Source organism: Mucilaginibacter sp. P2_A5 (assembly GCF_056404995.1).
The window spans coordinates 112,198-137,954 of record NZ_JBFUCY010000019.1; the positions used below are offsets into that span (position 1 = coordinate 112,198).

Genomic DNA, 25,757 nt, shown 5'->3' on the forward strand with positions numbered 1-25,757 from the left:
TTCGAAATTAAATCTTAATTATATGTTACAATATTTAATCCGTTTGGACGATTTGTGTCCGACAAATAATTTAGAAAAATGGCAGCGTTTTTTTAGGTTGTTTGACCGGTATAAAATCAAGCCCATTATAGCCGTAATTCCAGACAACCAGGACCCTAAATTAACAAGCCACGGCAACTATAACTTTAACTATTGGTGGCTGGTGCGGGAGTTGCAAAGTAAAGGCTATATAATGGGGATGCACGGGTATGATCACTGCTATGTAAATCAAAACTCGGGAATACTAAAAATGAATAAGCGATCGGAATTTGCCGGTTTGCCGTCATCGATACAGGAGGAAAAAATTAAAGCTGCAGCATCAATATTTAAACGCGAAAATATCCATGCATCGTTGTTTGTAGCACCGGCCCATACATTTGACAGGAACACGCTTGTTGCGCTCCAGAGGCATACCAATATAAGGGTGATAAGTGATGGGTTATTAAAATCACCGTACATCAGGTTTGGCTTTAACTGGATTCCCGTTCAACTATCAGAAGTTGAACCTAAAACAGAAAATACCTGGACTTTTAATTATCATCCTGAAACCTGCACAGATCGTGCTTTTTATGAGCTTGAAGATTTTATTGCTAAACATCACAGGCACTTTGTTTCACTTCATGATCTATCGTTTGTAAACTACACCTGGACAGACTATCTAATAGAGAAGTTTTACATACACAAACGTCTTTTGCGTAGTTACGTAGGTCTTTTGGTAAAAGTACTCGAGAAAATACCAGCCTGAAACGGCGCAGATATTATCTAACTGTCTTCAATAATTAACTTATTATATCCTTTTTATGCCTTCCGTAAAAATTCCGTTTTCGCCGCCTTTTATTGATCAATCTGTTATAAAGGAAGTTATTGATACACTTGCTTCCAGATGGATAACTACCGGCCCTAAGGTAGTCGAATTTGAAAATGAAATAGTTAATTTAACAACAGCCAAGGCGGCGGTTTGTGTAAATTCATGGACATCCGGCGCTATACTTATGCTGAAATGGTTTGGCATAAAAGAGGGAGACGAAGTTATCATACCCGCTTACACCTACTGCGCAACTGCTTTATGTGTGCTGCATTGCGGGGCCAGGCCGGTGATGGTTGATGTTGATGCTGATTGTTGCATATCTACGCAAGCGGTTCTGCAAGCCATTACCAGTAAAACAAAAGCAATTATTGCTGTTGATATTGCCGGCTGGCCATGTGACTATGGCGCTTTAAACCAGATTATTAACAGGCCCGAAATAGTAAACTTATTTGAGGCAACAAATGACAAGCAGGCGGCACTGGGTAGGATATTATTGATTGCCGATGCAGCGCATTCCCTGGGAGCCACGATACACGGAGTTGCAGCCTCGAAGGAAGCCGACGTTGCAATTTTCTCATTTCATGCCGTTAAAAATATAACAACAGCAGAAGGGGGCGCCATATGCTTAAATCTGCCATCAAAGTTCAATATCGAACAGGAGTACAGATATTTGAAAATGTTTACCCTAAATGGGCAAACTAAAGATGCTTTCACCAAATCAACTGGCGGAGGGTGGAAGTATGATATTTTATTTCAGGGGCTTAAAATAAATATGCCCGATGTATGCGCTGCTATCGGCCTGGCCCAAATAAAAAAATATTCAGACGTCCTACTTCCTTTGAGAAAGCTGGTTGCATTAAAATACTTAAAAAGCTTTAGGGAAATGAATTGGTTTATAGCGCCATCACTCATTGATGGAAACCGGGAGACCTCTTATCACCTCTACTCTTTAAGGATCAAAGGAATATCTGAATCACAGCGCGACCAGATTATTGAAGATATTACCGGGCAAGGCGTAAGTGTTAACGTTCATTTTATTCCGTTACCAATGTTAACATTGTTTAAATCATTAGGTTACAACATTGCCGATTACCCCGTGGCTTACGCTCAGTATGCAAATGAAATTTCACTTCCTATTTATCCTCAATTGTCTAATGAAGAAGTGGACTTTATAATAGAAACTGTAGCAAATGCAGTAAATAAGCAAATTGGATACCTGAAAACTTCTTCAGTAACACAGTTTTAAAATGATATTAAAAAGAATTTTCGATTTGATTTTTGCTTCAATTTTATTGATAGCCTTAACTCCGTTGTTAGTTATTATAGCGGCGGCTGTTAAATTTAACTCAAAAGGAAGCATATTCTACGTTCAGCGTAGAATTGGCAAAAATGGTTCTGAATTCAACCTCTTTAAATTCAGAACCATGTATGAGTTCTCGGACAGGGCAGGCCTGTTAACTATTGGATATACCGATTTTAGGATCACCCCCGTGGGTTTTTGGCTTCGTAAATATAAACTGGATGAGTTGCCGCAATTAATAAATATTGTTGCCGGCCACATGAGTTTTGTTGGCCCCAGGCCTGAAGTAAGCAAGTATGTTACAATTTATACTGCACAGCAATTAAGGGTACTTAGTGTTAAGCCTGGCTTAACAGATTGGGCTTCTATTAAGTACTTTAACGAAAATGAGCTTTTGGCTACTGCCAAAGATCCAGAGAAACTTTATATAAACACCATTTTGCCATCAAAAATATTTCAAAATCTTGAATACATAGACAATAGAAATTTCCTGATGGACATCAGAATTATTTTAAGCACCCTTAAAAGATTACTTAAATAAGCTGTAACCTTTTATGGAATTTAAAAAGCTTTTGGTTTATTGTTTGGTCATTTTCTATTTATATGCCCTTGCATTTGGTTTGTTTATGACAGAAACAGTGAAAATACCAGCGCCAATTGTATTTGGTTTGCCCCTTGTTTTTTTTGCACGCCAGCCTGTTATGCGTTTTTTTTACCAAAAAGAGATGTTTCTTTTTGCCATAGCATCATTTTTATACAATGTAGTGGGGATGAACGATTACCGCTCTTTTTTTGCCACTTTAATTACAATTTTAATATGTGCACTGTATTTTAATTACTTTGTCGGCTCCAGCAGAAGCCGGTTTACCAAATCGGTAACGTTGTTTTTTTTACTGTTGATGTTGTCAATGATTGTCATGATACTTGACCATAACTACGCATCAATTATAGATCCCATTAGGATTGCAATGCTTGATGAACAGATTAAGCAAAGCCCGTCAGGCTTGTCAATAACTCAATTTACTTTTGGGTACCAGGTGGCGGCCTTTACCACAATGATTTTGGTGGCAACTTTTACTTTTAAGCAAAGTTTACTTGTTAAGTTAGTTGCGCTGTGTTTCTGTATGGTATGTCTTTACCTTGGTATGAATAGGTCTGCATTTATAAGTTTTTGCATAGCAATAGTTATTTTCTTAGTTGCTTATTACCGATATAAGGCTGTTTTTTTGCTCGCTTGTACCATTCTGATATGTTTTGCAGCCTATGCATACGTGTTAAAAGGGAATTTTGATGACAAGAATAACATCTTATCAAAAAATAACGCAAAGGAAGCAAATGATTTTAATCGTGCCGACCTGGCAGCAGAAAATCTTAAAATAGTTGCAAATTATCCCTTTGGGTTAATATTTTATGGAAAAAGCTGGGACGAGGTTACTTATCGAAATCCTTCTTTCCCTTTTGGTTTATCATCGCACAACGCTTATTTGATGTTTGTTACTTTATTGGGCCCATTTTTAGGCTTTGGGTTATTAGGGGCAATTTATTATCGTATTCTTTCCCTTTTTTGGCAGGCAATTAAAAGTATCCGCAAAAAAAAGCAGCCTTTATACTTAGCGTTATTTTTCTCATTTTTTGCTGTTTCAATAAATGCGTTATCGCACAATGGCTGGCTATTAAGTGTTGATGGGCCAACTATATTTTTGTATTTCGCAATACTTCAATACAACAACATATCAGATACAGGTAACGATATCTTACTTACCTGAAAAAGATCATCTTAAGTTTTAACACGGGCCCTTATGAAAAAGAAAATTTTCCTGGTAGTTGGTTCTCTTGGAGCCGGCGGTTCCGAACGCGTTTATTGGTTGCTTTCACAGTATTTTAACAACGAAAAATATGATGTATCTGTTGTTTACCTGAGCGGTCATCATCAATGTTTTTCCACCGATGTTAAAGGAATCCGGTTTATCAATTTGAATACTATAAAGGCATCAAAGTCATTTTTGAAGCTATTTAAATTGCTAAGAGATGAAAAGCCGGATGTTGTTTTTTCAACAACCGACCATATAAACATTTTGACCGCAATGGTGGCTTGCTTTGTAAAAGTACCTAAGTTAATAGCCAGGGCTTCAAATAACCCGTTTCAAATGCGCCAGTACTATGATTTTAAGGCTCGGTTTTATAATTTTTTTACCAGGTTTTTGTTTTTTCGGTTTGATTTTATCGTATGCCAATCGGAAGAGATGCTTCGCGAAATGGCGGTATGTTATAACATTCCCGCAAAAAAATTAATCGTAATTCATAACCCGATTTTTCCGTCACAGTTGCTCAAAAATGGTCGGTGCATATCAGGGTTAAAGCGCCTGGTGGTTGTAAGCCGGTTGAGAAAAGAAAAAGGGTTGCTTCGCTTGCTTGAAGTTGTTAAAGAGCTCCCACTAAATTATGTATTAACAATAGTTGGCGATGGGCCCTTAATGGACGAGCTGAAAACTCTTGTTTGCCACGGTGAACTTTGCAACCGGGTAACTTTTACCGGCCAAATAAACAACGTTGCGTTACAAATTGCAAGGAACGACTTGTTGGTTTTGAGCTCTTTTACAGAGGGATTTCCAAACGTAGTACTTGAGTCCCTCTCGGTTGGAGTTCCTGTTGTTACTTTTCGTGTTGGCGGGATTAGCAAATTGATAAGGGAAGGCTTTAACGGATTTGTTGCTGAACAAAATGACGTAGTGAATTTAAAAAGACATATTATCCGGGCCTGCAACCAAACCTGGCATCATGAGGAGATAAAAGCCGATATATATAATCGCTTTGCCCTAGATAAAATTGGTAAATCATACGAAACACTGATGCTAAGCTAAGCTTATTTACCTTATAACCTAATCATTTACATATGTGTGGAATTTACGGGGCAACTGCCTATTACCCGGACGAAGTAATTGTTGCCAAATTACAAAGGGTAGGGTTTCGCGGGCCGGACTATTCGGGTTTTGAACGTGTTGGTCCCGTTATTTTGGGGCACAACCGGCTTGCAATTGTGGATTTGGACCATAGATCAAACCAGCCCTTTAGTTACCAGCATATTAAAATTGTATTTAATGGCGAAATATATAATTATAAGGAGTTAAAGGCCAAGCTACAGGATTTAGGGTATCAATTTTCTACCAATTCTGATACCGAAGTGCTTGCGGCCGCCTATCTTGAGTACGGCGAGCGCTGCGTTTATCAGTTTATTGGCATGTTTGCCTTTGTAATTTACAATACGCTTTCTGGTAAATTATTTGGGGCAAGGGATCGTTTGGGTAAAAAGCCGTTTTATTATACCCACCAGGGGCTCGATTTTGAATTTGGGAGTCAACCATCACAAATTTGTATCGGCAGAAATATTGGCCTGGACGAAACGGCCATTAATGAATATATGATATGGGGCTATGTACCAGAACCCAGGTCGGCATGGAAACAGATAAAAAAGCTGGAGGCCGGACACTCTTTTACCTTCACGATAGGTACAGGTACATTTAAGGTAAGCAAATATTGGGACCTCGATCTCAATTTTGTAAACAAATATGAAGGTTCTTATTTTGAAGCCAAATCGTCACTTAAAAGTCTTTTAACCAGCGCAGTAGAGGTCAGGATGCAGGCGGATGTTAATGTTGGCGTTTTTCTTTCCGGAGGAATTGACTCTTCATTAATAACTGCGCTTGCCGCACAGCATAGTAAACAGGTAAAAACCTTTTGCATTAAGTTTAACGAAAAGGGTTTTGACGAGAGCCTGTTCGCAAAAAAAATCGCTAATTATTTGCAAACAGATCACCATGAAATTGAATGCAGTAGCAATGAAGGCATTGGGTTAATTAAAAACTTTGGCGATTATTACGATGAACCATTTGCAGATTCAAGCGCAATACCAACATTATTGTTGAGTAAATACACTAAAAAATACGTTACCGTTGCTTTAAGTGGCGATGGTGGCGACGAAAGTTTTATGGGCTATAGCCGATATAAATGGTTTAATATGGTTAACCATTTATTTAACTATCCTCTGCCGGTGAGAAGGCAGTTGGCCCGAATTATAGGTTTATCGCCAAACTACCGTCACCAGTTAATTGCATTAGGACTTTGCAGCTCAAAAATTAGTTCCTTATATGGTTTAATGCTTGGAGGTTTAGAATACTCCTGGCTTAATCAGCCTGAGAAAGGACTGGAAGTACCATTTATGGATATCTGGTCGTCAAAACCTCTCAGTATTTTACAAAAAATGTCGGCTTTTGACACCAAAACTTACTTGAATGGTGATATTAATACAAAAGTAGACCGGGCGTCAATGGCATTTGCAATTGAAGCGCGTGCCCCATTAATGGATCATCGGGTGGTTGCTTTCGCTCAAAATCTGCCCGATGAATATAAGTTTCAGTACGGATGTCAAAAAAGGATTTTAAAGGATATTTTATATGAATATGTCCCTGCCGAGTTTTTTAACAGGGCAAAATCAGGTTTTACTTTACCGTTACAATATTGGTTTAGAAACGAGTTGAAAGATTATGTAATGGATCATCTTACATTAAATGAGCTCAAAAATATTCCAGGGGTTAATGCTCCAAAAGCATTGGCAATGGTAAACCAGCACATGGATGGTAAGTGGAATCGGTTTCCACAGATATGGAAACTATTAGTTTTTACGCAATGGTTAAAAAGCCAAACAGCCTCTAAGTCTTTTAAATATCAACCGGTTTTTAAAAAATAATATTTCATGGTACAGATTAAAAGTTCCTTAATTAAGGTCATACCGTACAACGTAATATGGTTTGCCCAAAAACCCAACTTTTGGAATTGTTTGTGCAACTCTTATAAACAAAGTTCATATAGCGGCTATATACCGGGATATTTAAAAGAGTCATTTTATACCAAAATAATTGATTTAACGGCTTCAAAAGAAACTTTTGAAGCGGGTTTTGATCAGAATACCACATACGAAATAAGGCGAGCAGTCAAAGATGGCGTTATTACGGTAATGGAGACAGGTTTAAGACGTTTTATAGAATTTTATAACTCTTTTGCCGAAACAAAGCACCTTAAAAAGCTGACGAAAGAGTTTTATAAATATCAGTCGGCGCTGGTAATTACTAAGGCGATGTATAATGGTCAGGATGTTGTAATGCACGCCTATTTGCGCGATAATACATTAAAAAGAATAAGACTGTTACACTCTGCATCGCTTTTCAGGAATGAATCAGATAAGCAATCAAGAGCGGTTATTGGCAGGGCCAACAGGTTGTTGCATTTTAAAGATATGTGCTTTTTTAAACAGCAAGGTTTCGAGACTTATGATCTTGGCGGTTACGCTTACCAAACTTCAGATGAGTCGCTTGCAAGGATTAATCAATTCAAAGACAGCTTTGGCGGAACCTTGGTTCGTGAAAACGATTACTTACCAATATTGGTTGTTGTTCACTCATTTTTGAAAAAAATAGTAAGAATATGAAAATAACCGAAACGATAAGCATGGTTTGGGATAAATTATTTTTATACGATAAATGGAATATTGGTTATGTACGCCAGACACCCGAAAATTTGATTAGCACGCAAAAACTTAACGGAGAAATTAAATGGCTTCGTGAGGATAAAGTTGATTATGCGGCGGATCCCTTTGCAATACACTTAAATGGCCGAACGCATCTTTATTATGAAGAACTGAATTTTTGGAAGGGCAAAGGCGAAATAATGATGACGGACGATATGCTTTTTAAAAGCAAAAAAAAAGTCAAAGGCATTATGAAAGAAGCTATACATCTGTCATATCCTCACCTGTTTGCAGTTCAGGATCAACTTTATTGCATTCCCGAAACAGCAACAGCCAGGCAAATTGCTTTATACCAGATTGACGTAGAAGACCCCTGTAGGTTCAAAAAAATAAAACTATTGGTAGAAGGGGAGGCCTTTGTTGATAGTTCAATAATTCACTTCAAAAATAAATATTGGCTATTTAGCAGTATATCGGGCATGCCTGGAAAACTTTACATTTTTCATGCAGATAGCCTGGATTCTTCTTTTAAGCCACATAGCCTAAATCCTATAAATGTTGCCGTCAACGTTAGCCGGTCGGCGGGCAGATTGTTTATAGTAGGCCAAAAGCTTTATATGCCCAGCCAAAATCCTGAAAAATGTTATGGCGGATCAGTGATGATAAATGAGATAACCAATATAAGCGAGACAGATTTTCAATATCAAACGGTATTTGAATTACTACCGCAGCCGCCGTATGATAAAGGATTACATACCGTAAACTTTGCTGGCGACTTAATAGTTATTGACGGAAAACGAAAAGTATTCAGTGCTTTAGGCCCGTTAAAAAAAATTATCGGAAAAATAAGAAACCTCAAATTTTAATGATGGAGCAGGGCATGTACAAGTTGGTCTTTCTATCCATGTCAGATCAGGCTAATGGGGCAGAAAATATTTTGCTAATGTGTGCAACAACCAGTAAAGCTCCATTGATATTTTTGAAAAAAGTAGATAAAGGGGGGCTTAAAATCCCTCGTGGGTTAAACGCCACTTATGTTACAAAGAGAGGCTTAATTTGGGGCTTTCTGGGTGTTATAAAGGTGTTGAAATTATACAGAACGGATCATGTAATTGTTAGCACTCATCCGTATTTAAATGCCTACCTGGGTTTTTTGAAGCGCATTGGGTTTTTAAAATCAAAAGTAATTGTAAGGGAATGTACTTCTGTTTTTACCAGGTTCAGCGGCTTTAAAAAGTGGAGTTATCAATTGGCCTATTATTTAGGATATCCTGCCGTCGACCTGGTTATTTGTCAAACAAAGCAAATGCGCGACGACTTTAATAAAAATGTTCCGTTTTTTAATTCCGAATCGTTAATAGTTCAGCCCAATCCGCTTGATATCAAGCAAAATATTATTAAGGCAAGCGCCATACTAACTGATGCAGATGCCGAAACTGAGTTTATTTGTGCGGCAGGGCGGTTAATTCCCGAAAAAGGCTTTTTAATATTAATAGCGGCTTTTAATATTTTGAAGGCAGAATTCCCAAATTTAAAATTGTTGATTTTTGGTGATGGCCCGCAAAAAGGTCTTCTCGAAAAACTAATTGCCAGGCACGAATTAACCGGGCGCGTAATTCTGAAGGGCTGGGTTGAAAACCCAATGCCTTATTTTAAGCATTCCAGGGTATGTGTTGTATCATCAATAAAAGAAGGGTTCCCGAACGTTTTATTACAAATGATGAGCCTGAATCCCAAAGTTGTGTGTACCAAATGTGCCGGTGGAATTGATGATATCGATGGCGTTTTTAAGGCCGATATAAACAGCGAGGGAGATCTCACAAATGCAATCAGAACAGCATTGAATTCAACAGCCCATTGCCGTGAACAAATTCAACATTATTTAGATGGCAGAAGCCCCCAGGTTTTTATCCATTCCATAATGAAGTCCGTTGTAAGATAGATTTTCAATTTATCACTTCCAGTAGTAACAAGTATTCACCTTAATTGAACGATTATGAAACTAAAATCAAATCTTTTTCGAAAGTACTAATCCTGTTTGCTGTGGCAAAAGGTAATAAATCATTTAGTAGTTGCAATAAGGCAGCTATAACAATTAACTTAATTGAACGATCATGAAATCAAAAATCAAAGCTTTTTCGAAAGTATTAATTCCGTTTGCATTGGCAATAGGTAGTACACTATTTAGTAGTTGTAATAAAGCAGCTATAACGCCGACTATTTTACACGATACTATCAGATATGTTAAGGACACCTCGGATAACGTAAAGGATACAACGGCAACAGACAAAACTTTAATAGCAATAAGTTTAATAGGTCTGAGAGTCGACTCGGGGTATGCTTATAAAATTGGCTACCATCTTCCGGTAATAGGCGATTCAAATGATAAACCCAATTTTTCAACGCTGCGCCTTTTTGAAAATGGCATCGAATTATCTCCTGCCCATTCCAACCACAACTCTATCAGGGTGTATGGGCTTGGACAGTTTAGTCACTGGGGCGATATACTATATTTCTCAACTTCAGATAACTCCAACCCACTCAACAACGGCAGAAAATATAGCTATAAGATGAATTAAGCTGGCCGGTTTTAAACTGTAAGTTATTCTCAGGTGCTAAAAAGCATTGTGTAAACATGCAACTAAGCACCTTCCTCAAAACACATTTTATTGGGTTACAGTAGCAACACAATACAAACCAGTAAAATGACGGCCTGAACCGACGCCTGTCGGAAAATCTATTGGCCATGAATTCAGCCAGGCATCTGGTTTAATAGCAAGCATTCTTCTAAAACTAAAACTCATACTCATGAAAATTTTAATTACTGGCACAGCTGGTTTTATTGGCTATCATTTGGCTCAAAAAATGCTCGAAAGAGGGGATACCGTAGTTGGTGTAGATAATTTAAACGATTATTATGATGTAAAACTTAAATACGCCCGGCTTGAGAATACCGGTATTTACACAGCAAACATCGGGTACGGTAAACCAATTAAAAGCTCAAAATATCCAAATTATACGTTTATTAAAGCCGACTTATTGGATCGGGAACTATTGGAAAATACTTTTAAAATTGGCGAATTTGATGCGGTATGTAACCTTGCGGCCCAGGCTGGTGTTCGTTATAGCTTAACAAACCCCGAGGTTTATATCGATTCAAATATTAAAGGGTTTCTTAATATCCTGGAATGTTGCAGGCATTTTAAAATTGGACATTTGGTTTACGCAAGCTCGTCGAGCGTGTATGGGTTAAATAAAAAAATGCCATTCAGTGAACACGATATCGCCGATCACCCCGTGTCGTTATATGCTGCATCAAAAAAGGCAAACGAAATGATGGCACACACTTATAGCCACCTGTTTGGTTTAAAAACAACCGGATTGCGTTTTTTTACGGTATATGGCCCATGGGGAAGGCCCGATATGGCATTGTTTATTTTCACCAAGGCTATATTGGAAGGCAGACCAATTGAGGTTTTTAACAACGGTAACATGAAGCGTGATTTTACCTACATTGATGACATTGTTGAGGGCATTACCCACGTAGTTGACGGGCCGGCCGAAGTAAACCCCGATTGGGATGCCTATCATCCTGATCCTGCCACGTCAAACGCTCCATTCAGGGTTTTCAACATAGGCCGGGGGGCACCTGTTAGATTACTTGATTTTGTAAGTGAGATTGAAAATCAAATTGGCATTAAGGCTGTAAAGATTTTAAAGCCGATGCAGGACGGCGACGTGGGCGAAACTTGTGCCGATGTTTCAAATTTGGATGAAGTTTTAAAATATAAACCCCAGGTTTCCGTTTCTGTTGGTGTCGCCCGATTTATTGCCTGGTATAAACAGTTTTACGAGGTTGAAGTTAGCGATCAATCAGCGATATTGTCCTGAAAAAAAATAATTTTGTCATTTTAATGTCATGAAGTGTGCAATTTGTAAAGTTTCTTTACAATAAAATTTCACACTTTTTTATAGCCCCAGGTTGTATTAAAGCCACTTTTTGTACTTTTAATTAACTCAGTCTATTCATCGCGGGTAATTTTTAATCGTAATTTTTCAAACACCGTCTCGTTTGAAAAGCCAAAATTAAAAACGCATGAAAAAAACACAAAAACTCTTTCACAAAGTGGCTGTATTCAGCTTGGTATTAAGCACAATTATTTTTTTTGGCAGTTGCAAACGAAGTCAGGATAGTCCTGATAATTTGCCACAAAACCAGTTAACAACAAGTTCGACTTCATTTGCGACCACGGCAACTACCGGAACAAGTTTCACCGTAAATTTAACCGCTATAAAGTCGGACGGGGGATATGCTTATAAGACGACATCTCCATTAAGTAAATCTGGTGATTCAAATACGGCACCTACGGCGTCGACCTTAAGGTTATTTGAAAATGGCGTTGAGTTGAGCCCGCCGCATTCTTTACACGCAGATATACGCAACCTTGGTAAAGGGCGTTTTAGCCATTGGGGCACCGATTTGTACTTTTCGGCCTCTGATAACACAAACCCGGCAACAAATGGGCGAAAGTATACCTATACTTTTGACGGATCTGTAAGCGGTACAACAACAACAACAACTACCCCAGCTACAACAACCACTACCACAGCCGGTTCAGCAACTAAAACAGGCGTAACCTCGGCATTAATGGGTTATGCTATGTATAACGGTACAACAACAGGCGGTGCCGGAGGAGCTACCGTAACGGTATCTACACTGGCCGGTTTGAAGACAGCACTATCTGGCAGTACTCCTAAAATTGTTTACATAAGCGGCACAATTGCAGGCTCTGGTGATGACCCTGTATACGTATCATCCAATAAATCGATCATTGGCCAGCCCGGAGCAACAATAACAGGTATATCGTTGTACATGTTTACTGTTAACAACATAATTGTTCAAAACATAACGTTTAAAAATTATGTGACGGATGCCGCTTTGATGATCAAATTTTCAACTACCCATGTTTGGGTTGATCATTGCGACTTTTCTACAGATCGAAGCCATGGCTGGGATTATTGGGGTAAAGACATAGCAATAACAAGAGCCTCAGATTTTGTTACAGTTTCCTGGAGCCGGTTTCATGATACAAATTTATCATTCCTGATAAGCGGTGGCATTGCCGGACATGAATCAGATATTGGTCATTTGCATGTTACACTGCACCACAATTTTTGGTATAATGTTAGCGAACGGGAACCCGATATGAACTATGGCCGCGTGCATGTATTCAATAATTATCACTTGAATAATAGTAGCTACAGTTTGGGTGCAAGAGCTAACGGAATTATTCGCACAGATAACGAATACTTCTCTGGTTGCCATAAACCAATAAGTACAAACCTTGCCGGCGACCCTCCGGGATTCTTTAGTGGGGTGAGTACCAATATCTATTCAAATTGTGGTGCAAACAATATAACAACGGCACTATCTACATGGGTACCCGAGTACAGTTACAGCACAGTGCTTGATGCTGCGGCAAACGTGCCTGCCATAGTTCAAAAAGGAGCTGGCGCAATACTTACTAACTAATATTTTTTTTAATCCAATTATAAAATGTCCGGATTACGGTTTTTGTGATCCGGACATTATTTAAGCATATTGGATGTTACTTTTTTTAATCATTAAACCATATGTTTTAAAACTTTACTCTTAAAAAAATACGCTTGTTTTACAGGCTAACATTAACTCCAATCTAAACCACATCACGCCATTTTATGATAGTTACCGGGCAAAAAATACTGATAGCCTGTGATTCGGCTAAATCATTAATCGATTTTAGGGGGAAACTCATCGAAGATTTAGCTAAACAGCATCAGGTATATGTTTTTACACCAGCTTTATCGCCGGTTATGCGTAAGAAACTCAAGGTGCTTAATGTGGGTATATACGAGAATAAGCTAAAAGGTAGTACCGTTTCAGTCATCGAAGATATAAAATACACTATAGCGCTTTACAAACTGATAAAACGTTTACAACCGGATATTTTTTTTCCTTATACTGTAAAACCAGTTATTTATGGCACTTTAGCGGCTAAACTAAACCATGTAAAGCTAATAACACCAATGCTGTCGGGCCTTGGGTATAGTTTTGTACCGGGCAGTCAAAAATCGCTGGTAAGCCGGATGGCGCAAAAAATGCTCAAGTTTAGCTTAAGGGCAAGCCCATCATTAAGGATCATTTTTCAAAACAAGGACGATTATCAAACACTACTCAATAAAAAAATATTAACATCTAAACACCAGGCTTTTGTAGTTAACGGTTCAGGGGTTGATTTGGGCCATTACCGCTGCTCTGTGCCAAATACCAGGACGATTAGTTTCTTAATGATTTCGAGGCTTATAAATGCAAAGGGTATTTATGAATATTATGAAGCAGCCCGCGTAACCCGTTTAAAGTATCCCGAAGTGAAATTTAAGCTTATAGGCTCGCGTGATGAAAATATTGATTCAATTAGCGCCGACCTTTTATTTAAAATTCAATACGGTGATACCGTAGAATATATTGGTGAAGTTGATGACGTAAGGCCTTATATTTCAGAATCGTCCGTAGTGGTTCTTCCATCATATTATGGCGAGGGTATTCCTCGTTGCTTGCTGGAGGCTATGGCCACCGGGCGGGCAATTATCACCTGCGATTCAGTTGGTTGCCGTGAAACCGTTATCTCTGGCTCTGCTTCAAACGGTTTTTTGGTGCCTATTAAAAATGTTTCTGAACTTATTTTTAAAATTTACCATTATATCCAGCATCCCACGGATATTGTTGATCATGGATTGCACGGATTGACCCTGGCAAAAGAAAAATTTGATGTGAAACTCATTAATGCCTGTATGATGGAAATTATGCGGCTAAAACAAGCTTAATAACATAAAACGGATTACAGGATATGAAAAACAGATTTAGGTATAGCGAGAAGGAGTTTAGCACTTTTCCAGAATCTATGCGCGAATACGGCTGGGTAGTGTATGAAAATGCCATTGGCAACGATTTTTTGGATGTAATAAATGCCGATCTGGAGGTAGCGTATAAAGTTAGAAGAGCTATCCAGGAGAAAAATAACATCAGCGCCAATATGCAGGGTACGCTGCATCACTTATTGGAAAGAAATAATTTTAGCATTCCTTTTCTTCAAAAAATGTACTGTGACGATGAAATAGCACATTTTTTAGGAGGCAACTACATATTAAACGGGATTAACGCAGTTATACACGCAAAGCAAGCGCACCCTTACCTGAGCAACATGCACCGCGATACACGAACCTTTGTTACCGATACTAAGTTATTGATGCAAATGATTGTTACCCTGGATGATTTTACCGAAGCCAATGGCGCTACGCATTTCCTTTCAGGTTCGCACAAATCGGCGTTGCGGCCTAATGAAAACTATTTTTTTGATGCTGCAGACAGGGCTATTGCACCTAAAGGCAGCATAATATTATTTGATTCAAATATCTGGCATGCGGCAGGCGAAAATACCACAACTGATGTAAGGCGGGCATTAACTTTAGGATTTACCCGGCCGTGTTTTAAACAGCAAATGGATTACCCAAGATTATTGGGTTATGATTTTGTTGCTCAGCTTAATCCTGGCTTACGCCAGGTAATAGGGTACAATGCCCGGGTACCCGAAAGCCTGGAAGAGTACTATCAACCCCCTCACTTAAGAATGTATCAAAGGGATCAGGGCTAACAGCCCTTTAAATCGCAACTAATTTACGGCTATGCAAAATAATAGAACCGCTTTAAAATCCATCGGTGGATATTTAGAGCTGGAATTGCCGGTGGGAAATGAATTTTATCCAAATCTGATTCATTTAAACACCGGACGGAATGCCCTTGAATATATTTTAAGGCAAAAAGGATATGTTAAAATATATATCCCATATTTTACGTGCGATGTTTTGCTTGAACCCATCGAGAAATTAGGTGTCAAATACCAATTTTATTCAATTGACAAGAATCTTGATCCGATAATTGATTTTGATATCGAACATGACGCCTGCTTTTTGTACACAAACTACTTCGGTTTAAAGCAAGAAACAGTTACGGAATTAAGCTACAAAATTGGCAACCTGATAATTGATAATTCGCAGGCTTTTTTTTCGGAGCCATTGCCCAAAATAGATACCTTTTATTCGTGCCGCAAATTTTTCGGCGTTTCGGACGGCGCTTATTTGCAAATTAAAAGAAAGCTGGTAAAAAAACTACCTGTTGATAAATCCGTCCACCGGTTTTCGCACCTTATTAAGAGTATAGATTGCGGTATTGAAGAAGGTTATGAAGCTTACAAAGAAAACAATAAGAATTTGGAAAACAATGAAATAAGGTCAATGTCTGCAGTTACAAAGAAAATACTTTCGGGTATTGATTATGATGCCTGCGCGAAGACAAGGGAGCGAAATTTCCATTTTTTACATAAACATCTGCATGAATATAACCTGTTTAAGTTTGAAATACCGGAGGATTGTGCACCCATGGTTTATCCGTTTTTGTGTAACGACAAGTATTTAAAGGTGCATTTAATCCAAAAAAAAATATATGTTGCTACTTACTGGCCAAACGTTTTTAAATGGACAAAAAAAGGCATGTACGAAAATTACCTTGCCCGTTGTTTAGTTCCGTTGCCAATAGATCAGCGCTATAATTTACAGGATATGTATTATATGTTAAACACCTTACGCCTTTTTTTATGACAATATCAATATACATACGGCCATTGGTTGTAGAAGATGCACTGGTTTCGTACGCATGGCGTAACGATCCGTTAATTTGGATTTACACGGGCTACAAACCGGTCAATTACATTACTGCGGTTATTGAAACCGCCTGGCTGCAGGGCGAGTTAGTGAAAGAAAATCAGGCAAGGTTTGCAATTTGCGTTAAAGAACTTAATACCTATGTAGGTAACATTCAACTGTTAGATATAACAGCTCATGATGCAGAACTGCATCTTTTTATCGGTAATAAGCTTTACTGGGGTAAGGGTATTGGTTACCAGGCCACTGCGAAAATTTTAAATTATGGCTTCCTGATAAAAGAATTGGATCTTATTTATCTTAAAGTTCATCCCTCAAATATTTCGGCCATAGCAGTATACGAAAAGGCCGGTTTTGAAATTACCGGTAAACAAAATGACCTGATCTGTATGAGTATTACCAAAAGTAAGTTCATAGCTGCACAAAACTGTAAAAGTTAGCGTAAAACAAAAGCACCTATTAATTATGACAAAAGTACTTACCATCTTCGACAGGCAGGAATGGACAAACTATATCCGGGGCGCTGCCGAGTATGATTTTTATCATACCTGGCATTATCATAACCTCGAAAATTCTCTTGAAAATAATTCCCGGCCGCTTTTATTTGTTTATCAAAAGGATGATGACTATATCGTATTTCCTTTACTTGAACGCAAAATACCCGAGACGGAGTTTTTTGATCTTACGTGCGTTTACGGCTTCTCGGGCCCGGTTTCGAACAAAAAGATGGAAAGCCTTGAAGATAGTTTTATTGAAAGTTTTAAGGATGCATTTATTTCTTTTCTTGTTGACGGTAATTACATTTCAATATTCATTCGTATGCATCCCTTTTACAAACAGCAAAAGTTGCTTAATAAATTTGGTGGTGTACATTCGAATGGAAAAACAGTTGTGATTGATTTGCTTAAAAGTATTGACGATCAGCGAAAGGATTACAGGCAAAGCACCATGGATTCCATTAAACATGCCTGGAAAAAAGGGTACAGGGTGGCCGAAGAAAAGGGGGCAGATGCTTTGGCAATTTTTACCAACATTTATAATGAGAGCATGAAAAGGGTAGGGGCGGCCGATTCTTATTTATTTAATGATCAATATTTTGCCAGTATATGTAATACGAATGAATATGATGCGCGGGTACTAATGGTTTATGACGGAGACACTGTAATGTCGAGTACAATAATAACCTTTACTAACGATATAATCCAGGCTCATTTGGTTGGTACACGGGCCGAATATCTGCATAAAAGCCCCACTAAATTTCTGGTGGACGAAATTACGCTCATTGGCCGGCGAGAGGGGATGAGATACTATAATTTAGGTGGTGGCCTTGGCTATAAGCACGATAATCTTTTTGAATGGAAATCTGCATTTTCGAATTTACATTTTGAATTCAATACCTGGCGTTATATTGCTAACCCCGCTATATATCAAAATTTAGTTGCCAAAAAAGGAATTATTAATAATGCCGAAATAGATTTTTTTCCGCTTTATCGCTATTCATAAATTTTTGTTTACCTAAACAACTATCCAATATGCTATACCTCAGAAATTTAATATTTCAGGACAAATTTCATTCAAGGTGGTTAGTGCTATTAACCGATCTTGTTATTGTCCTTATGTCATTATGCTTGTCGTTTTCGGTAAAAGGCAAACTCGGTCCGGAAGAGAGCAATCTTTACTACATTGCATTTTATTGCAGTAACGCCATATTGATCTTCTTAATTATGCGGGTACATACCCGTATTATAAGGCATTCAAACACGCGGGACATGTTGCGCGTTCTTGCAGCTGTTTTTGTAAGTACAATTGCTTTCATGATAATTTATCATTTGGTGTTTGCAACTTATCTTAAAATAGATTTACAAGGTTTAGGAGATGTGTTGCTTATTAACTTTTTTATCTCCTCGTCGCTGCTGATGGCCATGCGTATTGTTATTAAAGATGTTTTTAAATACTTTAATGAACCGGGCTACAAAATAGAGAAAGAAAACGTTTTGATATATGGTTCGGGTACATCTTCTATCTTGATAAAAAACACTTTGGAAACCCAGCGGGGTTTTATGATAAATGTTCAAGGCTTTATTGATACAGGTGCGGATAAAGTTTATAAAAGCATTGAGCAAAAACGTGTTTATCCTACAAATGCTATTACCAGGCTACATAATAAATACAGCATCAAAAAAATGCTCATAACGTCTGAAGATATACAAGAAGAAGGTAAAAGAACCGCTATAGCAAAATGTGTCGAACTTGGTATCAAGGTAATTACGGTTCCGCCATCAAATGAATGGATAAACGGCCAGCCTAATTTAAAGCAGTTTAAAGATCTGAAAATTGAAGATCTGCTTGAACGTAAGCCAATTAAACTTTGCAGCAAACATATTCTTGATGATATACAAGGTAAAAGAGTTTTGGTAACAGGCGCCGCAGGGTCAATCGGATCTGAATTGGTACGGCAAATTTTGGGATATGAGCCTGAATTAGTAGTGTTATGTGACCAGGCCGAAACCCCATTGCACGAAATTCAATTGGAAATTGAAGAGGGGATACATGCTTGCAAAGCCCGTATTTTTATTGCCAATATCCAAAACGAAAGCCGAATTAAAAGCCTGTTTGAACTGTATAGGCCGCAAATTGTTTTCCATGCAGCCGCATACAAACATGTGCCCATGATGGAAAATAACCCAACAGAAGCGGTGCTGACGAATATAGGAGGCACTAAAAATTTAGCTGATATATCAATTCAGTTTGGGGTAGAAAAATTTGTAATGATTTCTACTGATAAAGCGGTAAGGCCAACGAATGTTATGGGCGCATCAAAACGCATTGCCGAAATGTATATTCAATCGCTAAACAGCAAAACATTTGGCAGTCGTTTTTTTTGTGGCGATTTATGTAACGGTGTGCTAAATCAAACTAAATTTATTACAACCCGTTTTGGCAACGTAATGGGATCAAACGGATCGGTAATACCCCGGTTTAAAGCACAAATTGAAAAAGGCGGCCCCGTTACCGTAACCCATCCGGAAATTACGCGATATTTTATGACCATACCAGAAGCTGTGCAACTTGTGATTGAAGCTGCGGTAATGGGCAACGGCGGCGAAATATTTTTATTTGACATGGGACTTCCTGTTAAAATTGCCGACCTGGCTGCCAACATGATAAAATTAGTGGGCTTGGTACCCGGCGAAGACATAAAAATTGTTTTTACCGGGTTGAGGCCGGGCGAAAAGCTGTATGAGGAGCTGCTAAACATAGAAGAAGAAGTGATACCAACGTACAACAAGGATATAAAAATTTCAAAAACCATCCCTGTTAAATATGTCGACATTAATAAAGTTGTTAGGGAACTACTTGAACTTAATATATACAGGGATATTGATTTAACGGTAGCCAAAATGAAAAACATTTTGCCTGATTTTATTAGTAATAATTCGCAATACGAAAAGTTAGATGCCCGGACACCAAATGGTCTTGAAATGCAAAAACTATAAAAAAACATGATTTATATCATATTTTTATTTTTTTATATCATTTTATGATAATTAATTAATTTCTTATTTGCAATTTTAAAAAACTGTAAATCATTTTTTTTCTATGAATTGCCTTTTTTGAAAATTATCAAATTTAACGTTCTTGTACCCCCATGTCGCTTCCAATTAATTCAACGCTGATTGAAATTGTTACCGGAATAATAAACCACAGCACCGCGATGCTGGCTTATTGGGATAAAAATCTTGTTTGCAGGTTTGCAAACGATGCCTATAAAAACTGGTTTGGCGTTAAACCAGATGAAATGATCAACAAAATGTATTTGTGGGAATTATTGGGCCCAATACTTTATCAAACAAATCTTAAGTATATAAACGGCGCTTTAAATGGGCATGTTCAAATTTTTGAACGGTTATTGCAAAACAGTAGCGGGCAAATTGTCAACACGCATGCCACCTATACACCAAATTTCATAGAAGGGAAAGTTGATGGCTTTTTTGTAGAGGTTATAATGTTAAACCAAATGGAAAAGAAAATAGTTGATAATGAAAATTTAACTCAGAAAAAAGTCTTTCTGAATTCAACAGATCATAATCTTGATGAGGTTATTCAAACCCTGAGATCGTGGATTTTTACAGGGTTTCCAAGTGTAACGGCACTCGCAAAAAAACATTTTATATCAGAATCAAAACTAAAACGGGATTTTAAAGAAAAATACAACGATACTATTTTTTCTTATTATCGTAGGCTCCAAATGGAGTTTGCCGAACGATATATTGCCGAAAAGAGGTATAATAAGTCGCAAATGGCATCTTTGCTGAATTTTTCAAATCCCTCAAACTTTTCAAAATGTTACCAAAATTATCTAAAAGAAAAATCCTCCAATCACCCTTCGATTAGCCCCAACGCTATAAATTACAAAGCTTTTATTGAACAGGCTCCAATAGCCATTGCAATGTTTGATATTGATATGCATTTTATAGCTGCGTCGCTAAAATGGGTTGAAGATTACGACTTGGAAGATAAAGAGATCGCCGGGAGCAATCTATATGAACTGTTGCCTGAATTTCCGTCTCAGTTTCAGGACTTGCTACCCACCTGCCTTAAGGGCGAGGTTTATTTTGATGACGGCATTGTTGAAAAGAAGGATGGATCCATATCATGGATGCATTGGGATATCAGGCCATGGTATGATGACATGAAACAAGTGGGCGGGTTTATGATTATGACACAAAATTACGTGCCTTTTAAATTTATCAACGATAATGAAAATGAAGAAGTTTTAGAAATACTTAGTAAAACACAAAAGATAGCCCGTATAGGAGCCTGGAGCCGAAATTTTAAGAAGAATACAACAGTTTGGAGCAAGGTATTAAAAGAAATGCTTGAGGTACCGGCCGACTTTATACCGGATATTGAGACGGCCTTTAGCTTTTATAAGGAAGGCGAGAATCGTGACAGGGCAGTCATGGGCTTAAAAAGTGCCATGGCTAATGCAAAACCTTTTGGTGGCGATTTTGAAATGATTACGGCAAAAGGGAATGTTCTGAAGGTAAAAACAGCTGGTTATCCCGAGTTTAAAGATGGCAAGTGCGAGAAACTATCAGGCATTTTTATAGATATAACATTCTAAAATAACGCCGCCAATTTCCCCAAAAGCCGGCACAGCATTTTTTTATTATCAAAACCAGATTGTTTATGAACAATATTTTGCTCATTGAGGATAATGATGTGACCAGAAAAAATATCGCTGATCTTCTTTCGGTTGAAGGATATACAATTTTAGAGGCCAGTGACGGCTTTAGCGCGGTTAGTTATCTGGATGAGTATTTGCCTGATTTGGTTATATGCGAAATCATTATGCCAGGTATGAATGGGTTTGATGTTTACAAAACAATGTTTAACTATTTGTACACAAACAAAATTCCATTTATTCAATTTACGGCAAAATCAGGAGACGCTGAGCATCATTTTAGAATAATTAATGTAAAAAACTGCACCTTCCGGGTCGGCAATGATCGTGATTTAATAAGTTTTATAACAACCCGTTTCTCCGGATTTGGCATAAAAATTGAGTGATTTCAACCAGGAAGTAACGATGATTGCTTATTATGAAATTCATGCAATTGCTCGTAACTTTAAGTTAATGTCCTCTTTTTCAGACCTTTTGTAGTTATTAATTGGACTTTAAAAGGTTGGTTTATTGTTTTAATGTCTCTAACTTTAATTAAATAATAACAATTGTAAAGAGTAACCAACATTTACAATTTAAACCTAAATTATTTAAAAAAAGGTCAAATAGCATTCGCCCCAAGTGCTACACTATTTACGTTCAATAAATTATTGATGTATAAAATTCTTACAACATAATTTTTCACCTAAACAATGTATTTTATGATCAGCACTAAAGACTACTCGGTAAATGGCTACTTCGACAATGGCGGCACCACAGTTGAAGCGGCAGCGTGCAATGATTTGCACTATGGACAAATAGTTGAGCGTATTGTGAGGAGAGATCATATGGGAATTAGTGAAATTGCACGGAAGTTAAATGTTAGCCGACGTACGCTCTATAACTGGTTTGAAACAAAAAAATTAAGTTTAGATATTATTTGTCAGATAGGCTTTGTGATAGATCATGATTTTTCAAAGGAGTTTCCAGACGCATTTGCCAACAAAATTAATTCTATAAATGTAGATAGTGGTTTTGAGCGCCTTATCGGTAAAGAACAGCCGCGCGATGCTACTTATTATTGGATGGATAAGTACATTAAATTACTTGAAAAATTTAACGAGGTATTGAGTCACGAGGGGAAAAATTGAAGGTTAAATTAAGCGCGTTATTATGAAATAAAAAACTACTTTCAAATACAGTATTTTTGGGCACATACTTAATTATGGCGTTTAGGTATGTGTCGTTTATTGAGTTTTTTCCCCCTGTTATAAAGGCTATTTACCCAAAAGCGAGGTGTTTGCCAAGAGGTTAATAACTAAAGCCAAACTCCCAATCAAAAATTTAGCGGTTTGTTTAAACCCGGTTTGTAGTTTACAAGCAGTTACTTAACTGAATTTTACTATTCCCTTGCAATTTTAAAACATCAATGCCTGCATTATGCTGTTTAACTCCATTGGCTTTGCAATTTTTTTACCTGTTGTTTTTGTTCTTTACTGGTTGTTATTTGACAAGAGTTTAAGGTTACAAAATTTGTTGCTGCTTTGTGCCAGTTACTTTTTTTATGCGTGCTGGGATTGGCGTTTTCTTTTTTTATTGATATTTTCAACCTTGTTAGACTACTTTACCGGACTTAAAATGGCGGGTTCTGATAGTAGTGAACACAGAAAAATGTGGTTCTGGCTCAGCATAATAATAAACCTGGGCTTTCTATGTGTTTTTAAATACTATAACTTTTTTGCTTCATCATTTGCGCAGTTCTCTGCAAATATTGGCCTGCACGTAAGTCCCTGGACTTTGAAAGTAATTTTACCGGTAGGGATTTCTTTTTATACATTCCACGGGTTATCATATGTAATTGATGTTTATAAAAACAGGATACAGGCCGAACGAAACTTTGTTGACTATTCACTATTTGTTAGTTTTTTTCCGTTGTTGGTGGCCGGTCCCATTGAAAGGGCAACACATTTGCTGCCGCAAATAAAAGCAAAGCGTGCATTTGATTATTACAAAGCGGTTGATGGCTTGCGCCAAATATTATGGGGCCTATTTAAAAAGATGGTTATTGCTGATCAATGCGCCGGTTATGCGAATATGATCTTTGCAAATTCCGCAGTTTATACCGGTAGCACATTGGTATTAGGTGCATTGTTTTTTTCATTCCAAATTTATTGCGATTTCTCCGGTTATTCGGATATAGCTCTTGGGGTGGCAAGATTGTTTGGGATAGAACTGCTAAGGAACTTTGCCTTTCCGTATTTTTCAAGAGATGTAGCAGAGTTTTGGAGAAGGTGGCATATTTCGCTGTCAACCTGGTTTCGCGATTATTTGTACGTGCCTCTTGGCGGCAGTAAAGTAGGTACATGGATGAAAATCAGGAATACTTTTATAATTTTTTTGATTAGTGGTTTTTGGCACGGCGCCAACTGGACGTTTATTGTTTGGGGCTTTTTAAATGCTTTATTCATAATGCCCTCTATCATCTTAAAAACAAACAGAAACAATCTGGAAATTGTGGCCAAGGGTAAACGTTTACCCACCTTTACAGAATTAGGTCATATCGTTTTAACTTTTTCGATGGTAGTATTTGCCTGGATATTTTTCAGGGCAAATAGTGTTGCACAGGCCCTAAGCTACATTTCAAAAATATTTTCTACATCGCTGTTTTCGGGCTTCAATCTTGATGTTAGCCGAAGCCAGCTGTTTGAAACCATTTTGCTGATAATCCTGTTCCTTATAGTGGAATGGCTCGGCCGCGAAAATCCTTATGCAATTTCAACATTGTCTAAGTTGCAAAAACGCCGCTATCGGATGGCTTTTTATTATCTTTTAGTCTTTTTGATCTTCCTGTTTACCGGTAAAGAACAACAATTCATTTATTTTCAATTTTAGAGTAATGAAGCAATTCCTGAAAAATACTTTGCTTTTTATTTTAACCAGTTTAACATTACTATGTGGCTTAGTTGCTATACCTGCCTGTTTGGTAAATAACTTTTCAGATTTTAAGATTAATAGAAAATATAAAATTGTATTATTTGGCCATTCGCATCCCGAATGTGCTTTTAATGATTCCTTAATAACCGGTTTTAAAAACCTTTCGCACTCGGCAGAACCATATTTTTATACTTATCAAAAAGTAAGAAAAATAATAACTCAAAACCCTCAAATTGAAACCGTGCTGATTGAGTATTCAAACAATCAGATTGATGAGAAGATGAACGACTGGACCTGGGATTATAAATACATGTCTAATATGTTCCCATTATACTCGTCATTCATGGATGCCTCAGAGATCAACGTTTTATTTAAACATGATCGTGGCGTTTTTTTTAATTGCATATCTATTTCGGCCAGGCAAAACTTGTTTAAAGCAATAACTTTCGACTATAATTTTACAGATAGGATGGGGGGGTATTTAAAATTGAACAGGTCTCAAATATTAAACGGGGGTGATAGCTTAACCCATGAAGTAGTTAAAAAACGTTTTTTTAACCCCCGGCTGTCATATATAAACTTGATATACCTGAGGAAAATTATTGATTATTGTAAGCAAAGAAAGAAAAAGCTATTTTTGGTTAGAAGCCCGCAATACAAATATTACGAATACCGGCGCAATGAAAAAGTTTATTTGGGTATTAAAAACCGATACTTTAACGACGTTAAACTTATCGATTTCAATAATTTTCCATTAAATGATGATGAATTTGCTGATCCTGGTCATTTAAACTTAAAAGGAGCTTCAAGGTTTTCTAATTATTTTAACAAGCAAATTGAAGCAGGTATATTAGCTTTTGACACCGAATCTATAATAAAACATACCGGGGCGATTAACAACTCTGCCGATGTGTTAAAATAGAAATGGGCTGATTTGTTCTTGTTCGCGAGGCTTTTCGTGCTAATTGCCCATATCTTAAGATGATTCTTCTACTTTCCCAGCACTTCATATCTGCGTTTTTTGATTCAAGACTATTTAATAATTAAGTATAGGAAAATTGCGTATGTTACTTTCCTGACTTAAGTCCGCTGATTTCATTGTGCTTGTTCTCACCGTCAGACGACACTAAATTCTTTTCTTTCAATTAAATTTCTAAAATCGCTAAAACCCAATTAGATATTACATCTGATTGGGTTTTATTGTTTAGTTACGTTAACAACCAATAATCTT

Annotated in this window: 23 protein-coding genes; all 23 read left to right on the forward strand. The window is 37.4% G+C overall.

The annotated features are described in order from the left end of the window. Positions 1–22 precede the first annotated feature (22 nt). The 23 genes from AC1DXF_RS17850 (at position 23) to AC1DXF_RS17960 (ending at position 25,448) form a co-directional block, all read left to right on the forward strand. Positions 23–784, forward strand: a complete 762-nt coding sequence (locus AC1DXF_RS17850; RefSeq protein ID WP_477450082.1) for a DUF2334 domain-containing protein — start codon at positions 23–25, stop codon at positions 782–784. A 55-nt stretch (positions 785–839) separates the two neighbouring features. Beyond that, complete coding sequence (locus AC1DXF_RS17855; RefSeq protein WP_477450083.1) at positions 840–2,093, forward strand: DegT/DnrJ/EryC1/StrS family aminotransferase; 1,254 nt, start codon at positions 840–842, stop codon at positions 2,091–2,093. A 1-nt stretch (position 2,094) separates the two neighbouring features. Next, entirely contained in the window at positions 2,095–2,688 is a 594-nt protein-coding gene (locus AC1DXF_RS17860; protein ID WP_477450084.1) for a sugar transferase, read from the forward strand. A 340-nt stretch (positions 2,689–3,028) separates the two neighbouring features. Then, positions 3,029–3,913 carry an O-antigen ligase family protein gene (locus tag AC1DXF_RS17865; protein WP_477450085.1) on the forward strand — a complete coding sequence of 295 codons (885 nt, stop codon included), beginning with the start codon at positions 3,029–3,031 and terminating at the stop codon, positions 3,911–3,913. 33 nt (positions 3,914–3,946) lie between these two features. Continuing rightward, positions 3,947–5,008 carry a glycosyltransferase gene (locus AC1DXF_RS17870; protein ID WP_477450086.1) on the forward strand — a complete coding sequence of 354 codons (1,062 nt, stop codon included), beginning with the start codon at positions 3,947–3,949 and terminating at the stop codon, positions 5,006–5,008. A 32-nt stretch (positions 5,009–5,040) separates the two neighbouring features. Further along, entirely contained in the window at positions 5,041–6,891 is a 1,851-nt protein-coding gene (asnB, locus tag AC1DXF_RS17875) for an asparagine synthase (glutamine-hydrolyzing) (RefSeq protein ID WP_477450087.1), read from the forward strand. 6 nt (positions 6,892–6,897) lie between these two features. Continuing rightward, positions 6,898–7,629, forward strand: a complete 732-nt coding sequence (locus AC1DXF_RS17880; protein ID WP_477450088.1) for a hypothetical protein — start codon at positions 6,898–6,900, stop codon at positions 7,627–7,629. After that, entirely contained in the window at positions 7,626–8,534 is a 909-nt protein-coding gene (locus tag AC1DXF_RS17885; RefSeq protein WP_477450089.1) for a glucosamine inositolphosphorylceramide transferase family protein, read from the forward strand. The genes AC1DXF_RS17880 and AC1DXF_RS17885 overlap by 4 nt, the downstream gene beginning before the upstream one ends. Positions 8,535–8,647: 113 nt before the next feature. After that, positions 8,648–9,610 (forward strand): glycosyltransferase, encoded by a 963-nt coding sequence (locus tag AC1DXF_RS17890; RefSeq protein ID WP_477450090.1) that lies wholly within the window; start codon positions 8,648–8,650, stop codon positions 9,608–9,610. 172 nt (positions 9,611–9,782) lie between these two features. After that, entirely contained in the window at positions 9,783–10,247 is a 465-nt protein-coding gene (locus AC1DXF_RS17895) for a hypothetical protein (RefSeq protein WP_477450091.1), read from the forward strand. A gap of 229 nt (positions 10,248–10,476) precedes the next feature. After that, positions 10,477–11,559 carry an NAD-dependent epimerase gene (locus tag AC1DXF_RS17900; RefSeq protein WP_477450092.1) on the forward strand — a complete coding sequence of 361 codons (1,083 nt, stop codon included), beginning with the start codon at positions 10,477–10,479 and terminating at the stop codon, positions 11,557–11,559. Between the two features lie 205 nt (positions 11,560–11,764). Continuing rightward, positions 11,765–13,201, forward strand: a complete 1,437-nt coding sequence (locus AC1DXF_RS17905; protein ID WP_477450093.1) for a pectate lyase family protein — start codon at positions 11,765–11,767, stop codon at positions 13,199–13,201. 185 nt (positions 13,202–13,386) lie between these two features. Then, entirely contained in the window at positions 13,387–14,532 is a 1,146-nt protein-coding gene (locus AC1DXF_RS17910; protein ID WP_477450094.1) for a glycosyltransferase family 4 protein, read from the forward strand. Positions 14,533–14,555: 23 nt separating this feature from the next. Next, positions 14,556–15,359, forward strand: a complete 804-nt coding sequence (locus tag AC1DXF_RS17915) for a phytanoyl-CoA dioxygenase family protein (RefSeq protein ID WP_477450095.1) — start codon at positions 14,556–14,558, stop codon at positions 15,357–15,359. Positions 15,360–15,390: 31 nt separating this feature from the next. Beyond that, entirely contained in the window at positions 15,391–16,362 is a 972-nt protein-coding gene (locus AC1DXF_RS17920) for a hypothetical protein (RefSeq protein WP_477450096.1), read from the forward strand. Next, complete coding sequence (locus tag AC1DXF_RS17925) at positions 16,359–16,865, forward strand: GNAT family N-acetyltransferase (RefSeq protein ID WP_477450097.1); 507 nt, start codon at positions 16,359–16,361, stop codon at positions 16,863–16,865. The genes AC1DXF_RS17920 and AC1DXF_RS17925 overlap by 4 nt, the downstream gene beginning before the upstream one ends. Positions 16,866–16,890: 25 nt before the next feature. Next, on the forward strand, positions 16,891–17,928 hold the full coding sequence (locus tag AC1DXF_RS17930; RefSeq protein ID WP_477450098.1) for a GNAT family N-acetyltransferase: 1,038 nt from the start codon (positions 16,891–16,893) through the stop codon (positions 17,926–17,928). A gap of 113 nt (positions 17,929–18,041) precedes the next feature. After that, complete coding sequence (locus AC1DXF_RS17935; RefSeq protein WP_477450099.1) at positions 18,042–19,922, forward strand: polysaccharide biosynthesis protein; 1,881 nt, start codon at positions 18,042–18,044, stop codon at positions 19,920–19,922. A gap of 152 nt (positions 19,923–20,074) precedes the next feature. Continuing rightward, entirely contained in the window at positions 20,075–21,553 is a 1,479-nt protein-coding gene (locus AC1DXF_RS17940) for a PAS domain-containing protein (protein WP_477450100.1), read from the forward strand. A gap of 65 nt (positions 21,554–21,618) precedes the next feature. After that, the gene (locus AC1DXF_RS17945) at positions 21,619–21,999 is read left to right on the forward strand and encodes a response regulator (RefSeq protein ID WP_477450101.1); all 381 of its coding nucleotides are present in this window, start codon (positions 21,619–21,621) and stop codon (positions 21,997–21,999) included. Between the two features lie 315 nt (positions 22,000–22,314). Then, positions 22,315–22,743: a helix-turn-helix domain-containing protein gene (locus AC1DXF_RS17950; protein WP_477450102.1), complete on the forward strand. Its 429-nt coding sequence runs from the start codon at positions 22,315–22,317 to the stop codon at positions 22,741–22,743. Between the two features lie 487 nt (positions 22,744–23,230). After that, the gene (locus tag AC1DXF_RS17955) at positions 23,231–24,484 is read left to right on the forward strand and encodes an MBOAT family O-acyltransferase (protein ID WP_477450103.1); all 1,254 of its coding nucleotides are present in this window, start codon (positions 23,231–23,233) and stop codon (positions 24,482–24,484) included. Between the two features lie 4 nt (positions 24,485–24,488). Then, positions 24,489–25,448 carry a hypothetical protein gene (locus tag AC1DXF_RS17960; RefSeq protein WP_477450104.1) on the forward strand — a complete coding sequence of 320 codons (960 nt, stop codon included), beginning with the start codon at positions 24,489–24,491 and terminating at the stop codon, positions 25,446–25,448. Positions 25,449–25,757 lie beyond the last annotated feature (309 nt).

Coding starts and splice junctions, on each gene's coding strand:
- AC1DXF_RS17900 (WP_477450092.1), top strand. CDS start 10,477: ATGAAAATTTTAATTACTGGCACAGCTGGTTTTATTGGCTATCATTTG.
- AC1DXF_RS17850 (WP_477450082.1), top strand. CDS start 23: ATGTTACAATATTTAATCCGTTTGGACGATTTGTGTCCGACAAATAAT.
- AC1DXF_RS17955 (WP_477450103.1), top strand. CDS start 23,231: ATGGCGGGTTCTGATAGTAGTGAACACAGAAAAATGTGGTTCTGGCTC.
- AC1DXF_RS17895 (WP_477450091.1), top strand. CDS start 9,783: ATGAAATCAAAAATCAAAGCTTTTTCGAAAGTATTAATTCCGTTTGCA.
- AC1DXF_RS17880 (WP_477450088.1), top strand. CDS start 6,898: ATGGTACAGATTAAAAGTTCCTTAATTAAGGTCATACCGTACAACGTA.
- AC1DXF_RS17915 (WP_477450095.1), top strand. CDS start 14,556: ATGAAAAACAGATTTAGGTATAGCGAGAAGGAGTTTAGCACTTTTCCA.
- AC1DXF_RS17945 (WP_477450101.1), top strand. CDS start 21,619: ATGAACAATATTTTGCTCATTGAGGATAATGATGTGACCAGAAAAAAT.
- asnB (WP_477450087.1), top strand. CDS start 5,041: ATGTGTGGAATTTACGGGGCAACTGCCTATTACCCGGACGAAGTAATT.
- AC1DXF_RS17855 (WP_477450083.1), top strand. CDS start 840: ATGCCTTCCGTAAAAATTCCGTTTTCGCCGCCTTTTATTGATCAATCT.
- AC1DXF_RS17960 (WP_477450104.1), top strand. CDS start 24,489: ATGAAGCAATTCCTGAAAAATACTTTGCTTTTTATTTTAACCAGTTTA.
- AC1DXF_RS17870 (WP_477450086.1), top strand. CDS start 3,947: ATGAAAAAGAAAATTTTCCTGGTAGTTGGTTCTCTTGGAGCCGGCGGT.
- AC1DXF_RS17905 (WP_477450093.1), top strand. CDS start 11,765: ATGAAAAAAACACAAAAACTCTTTCACAAAGTGGCTGTATTCAGCTTG.
- AC1DXF_RS17910 (WP_477450094.1), top strand. CDS start 13,387: ATGATAGTTACCGGGCAAAAAATACTGATAGCCTGTGATTCGGCTAAA.
- AC1DXF_RS17940 (WP_477450100.1), top strand. CDS start 20,075: ATGTCGCTTCCAATTAATTCAACGCTGATTGAAATTGTTACCGGAATA.
- AC1DXF_RS17885 (WP_477450089.1), top strand. CDS start 7,626: ATGAAAATAACCGAAACGATAAGCATGGTTTGGGATAAATTATTTTTA.
- AC1DXF_RS17930 (WP_477450098.1), top strand. CDS start 16,891: ATGACAAAAGTACTTACCATCTTCGACAGGCAGGAATGGACAAACTAT.
- AC1DXF_RS17920 (WP_477450096.1), top strand. CDS start 15,391: ATGCAAAATAATAGAACCGCTTTAAAATCCATCGGTGGATATTTAGAG.
- AC1DXF_RS17860 (WP_477450084.1), top strand. CDS start 2,095: ATGATATTAAAAAGAATTTTCGATTTGATTTTTGCTTCAATTTTATTG.
- AC1DXF_RS17925 (WP_477450097.1), top strand. CDS start 16,359: ATGACAATATCAATATACATACGGCCATTGGTTGTAGAAGATGCACTG.
- AC1DXF_RS17950 (WP_477450102.1), top strand. CDS start 22,315: ATGATCAGCACTAAAGACTACTCGGTAAATGGCTACTTCGACAATGGC.
- AC1DXF_RS17935 (WP_477450099.1), top strand. CDS start 18,042: ATGTCATTATGCTTGTCGTTTTCGGTAAAAGGCAAACTCGGTCCGGAA.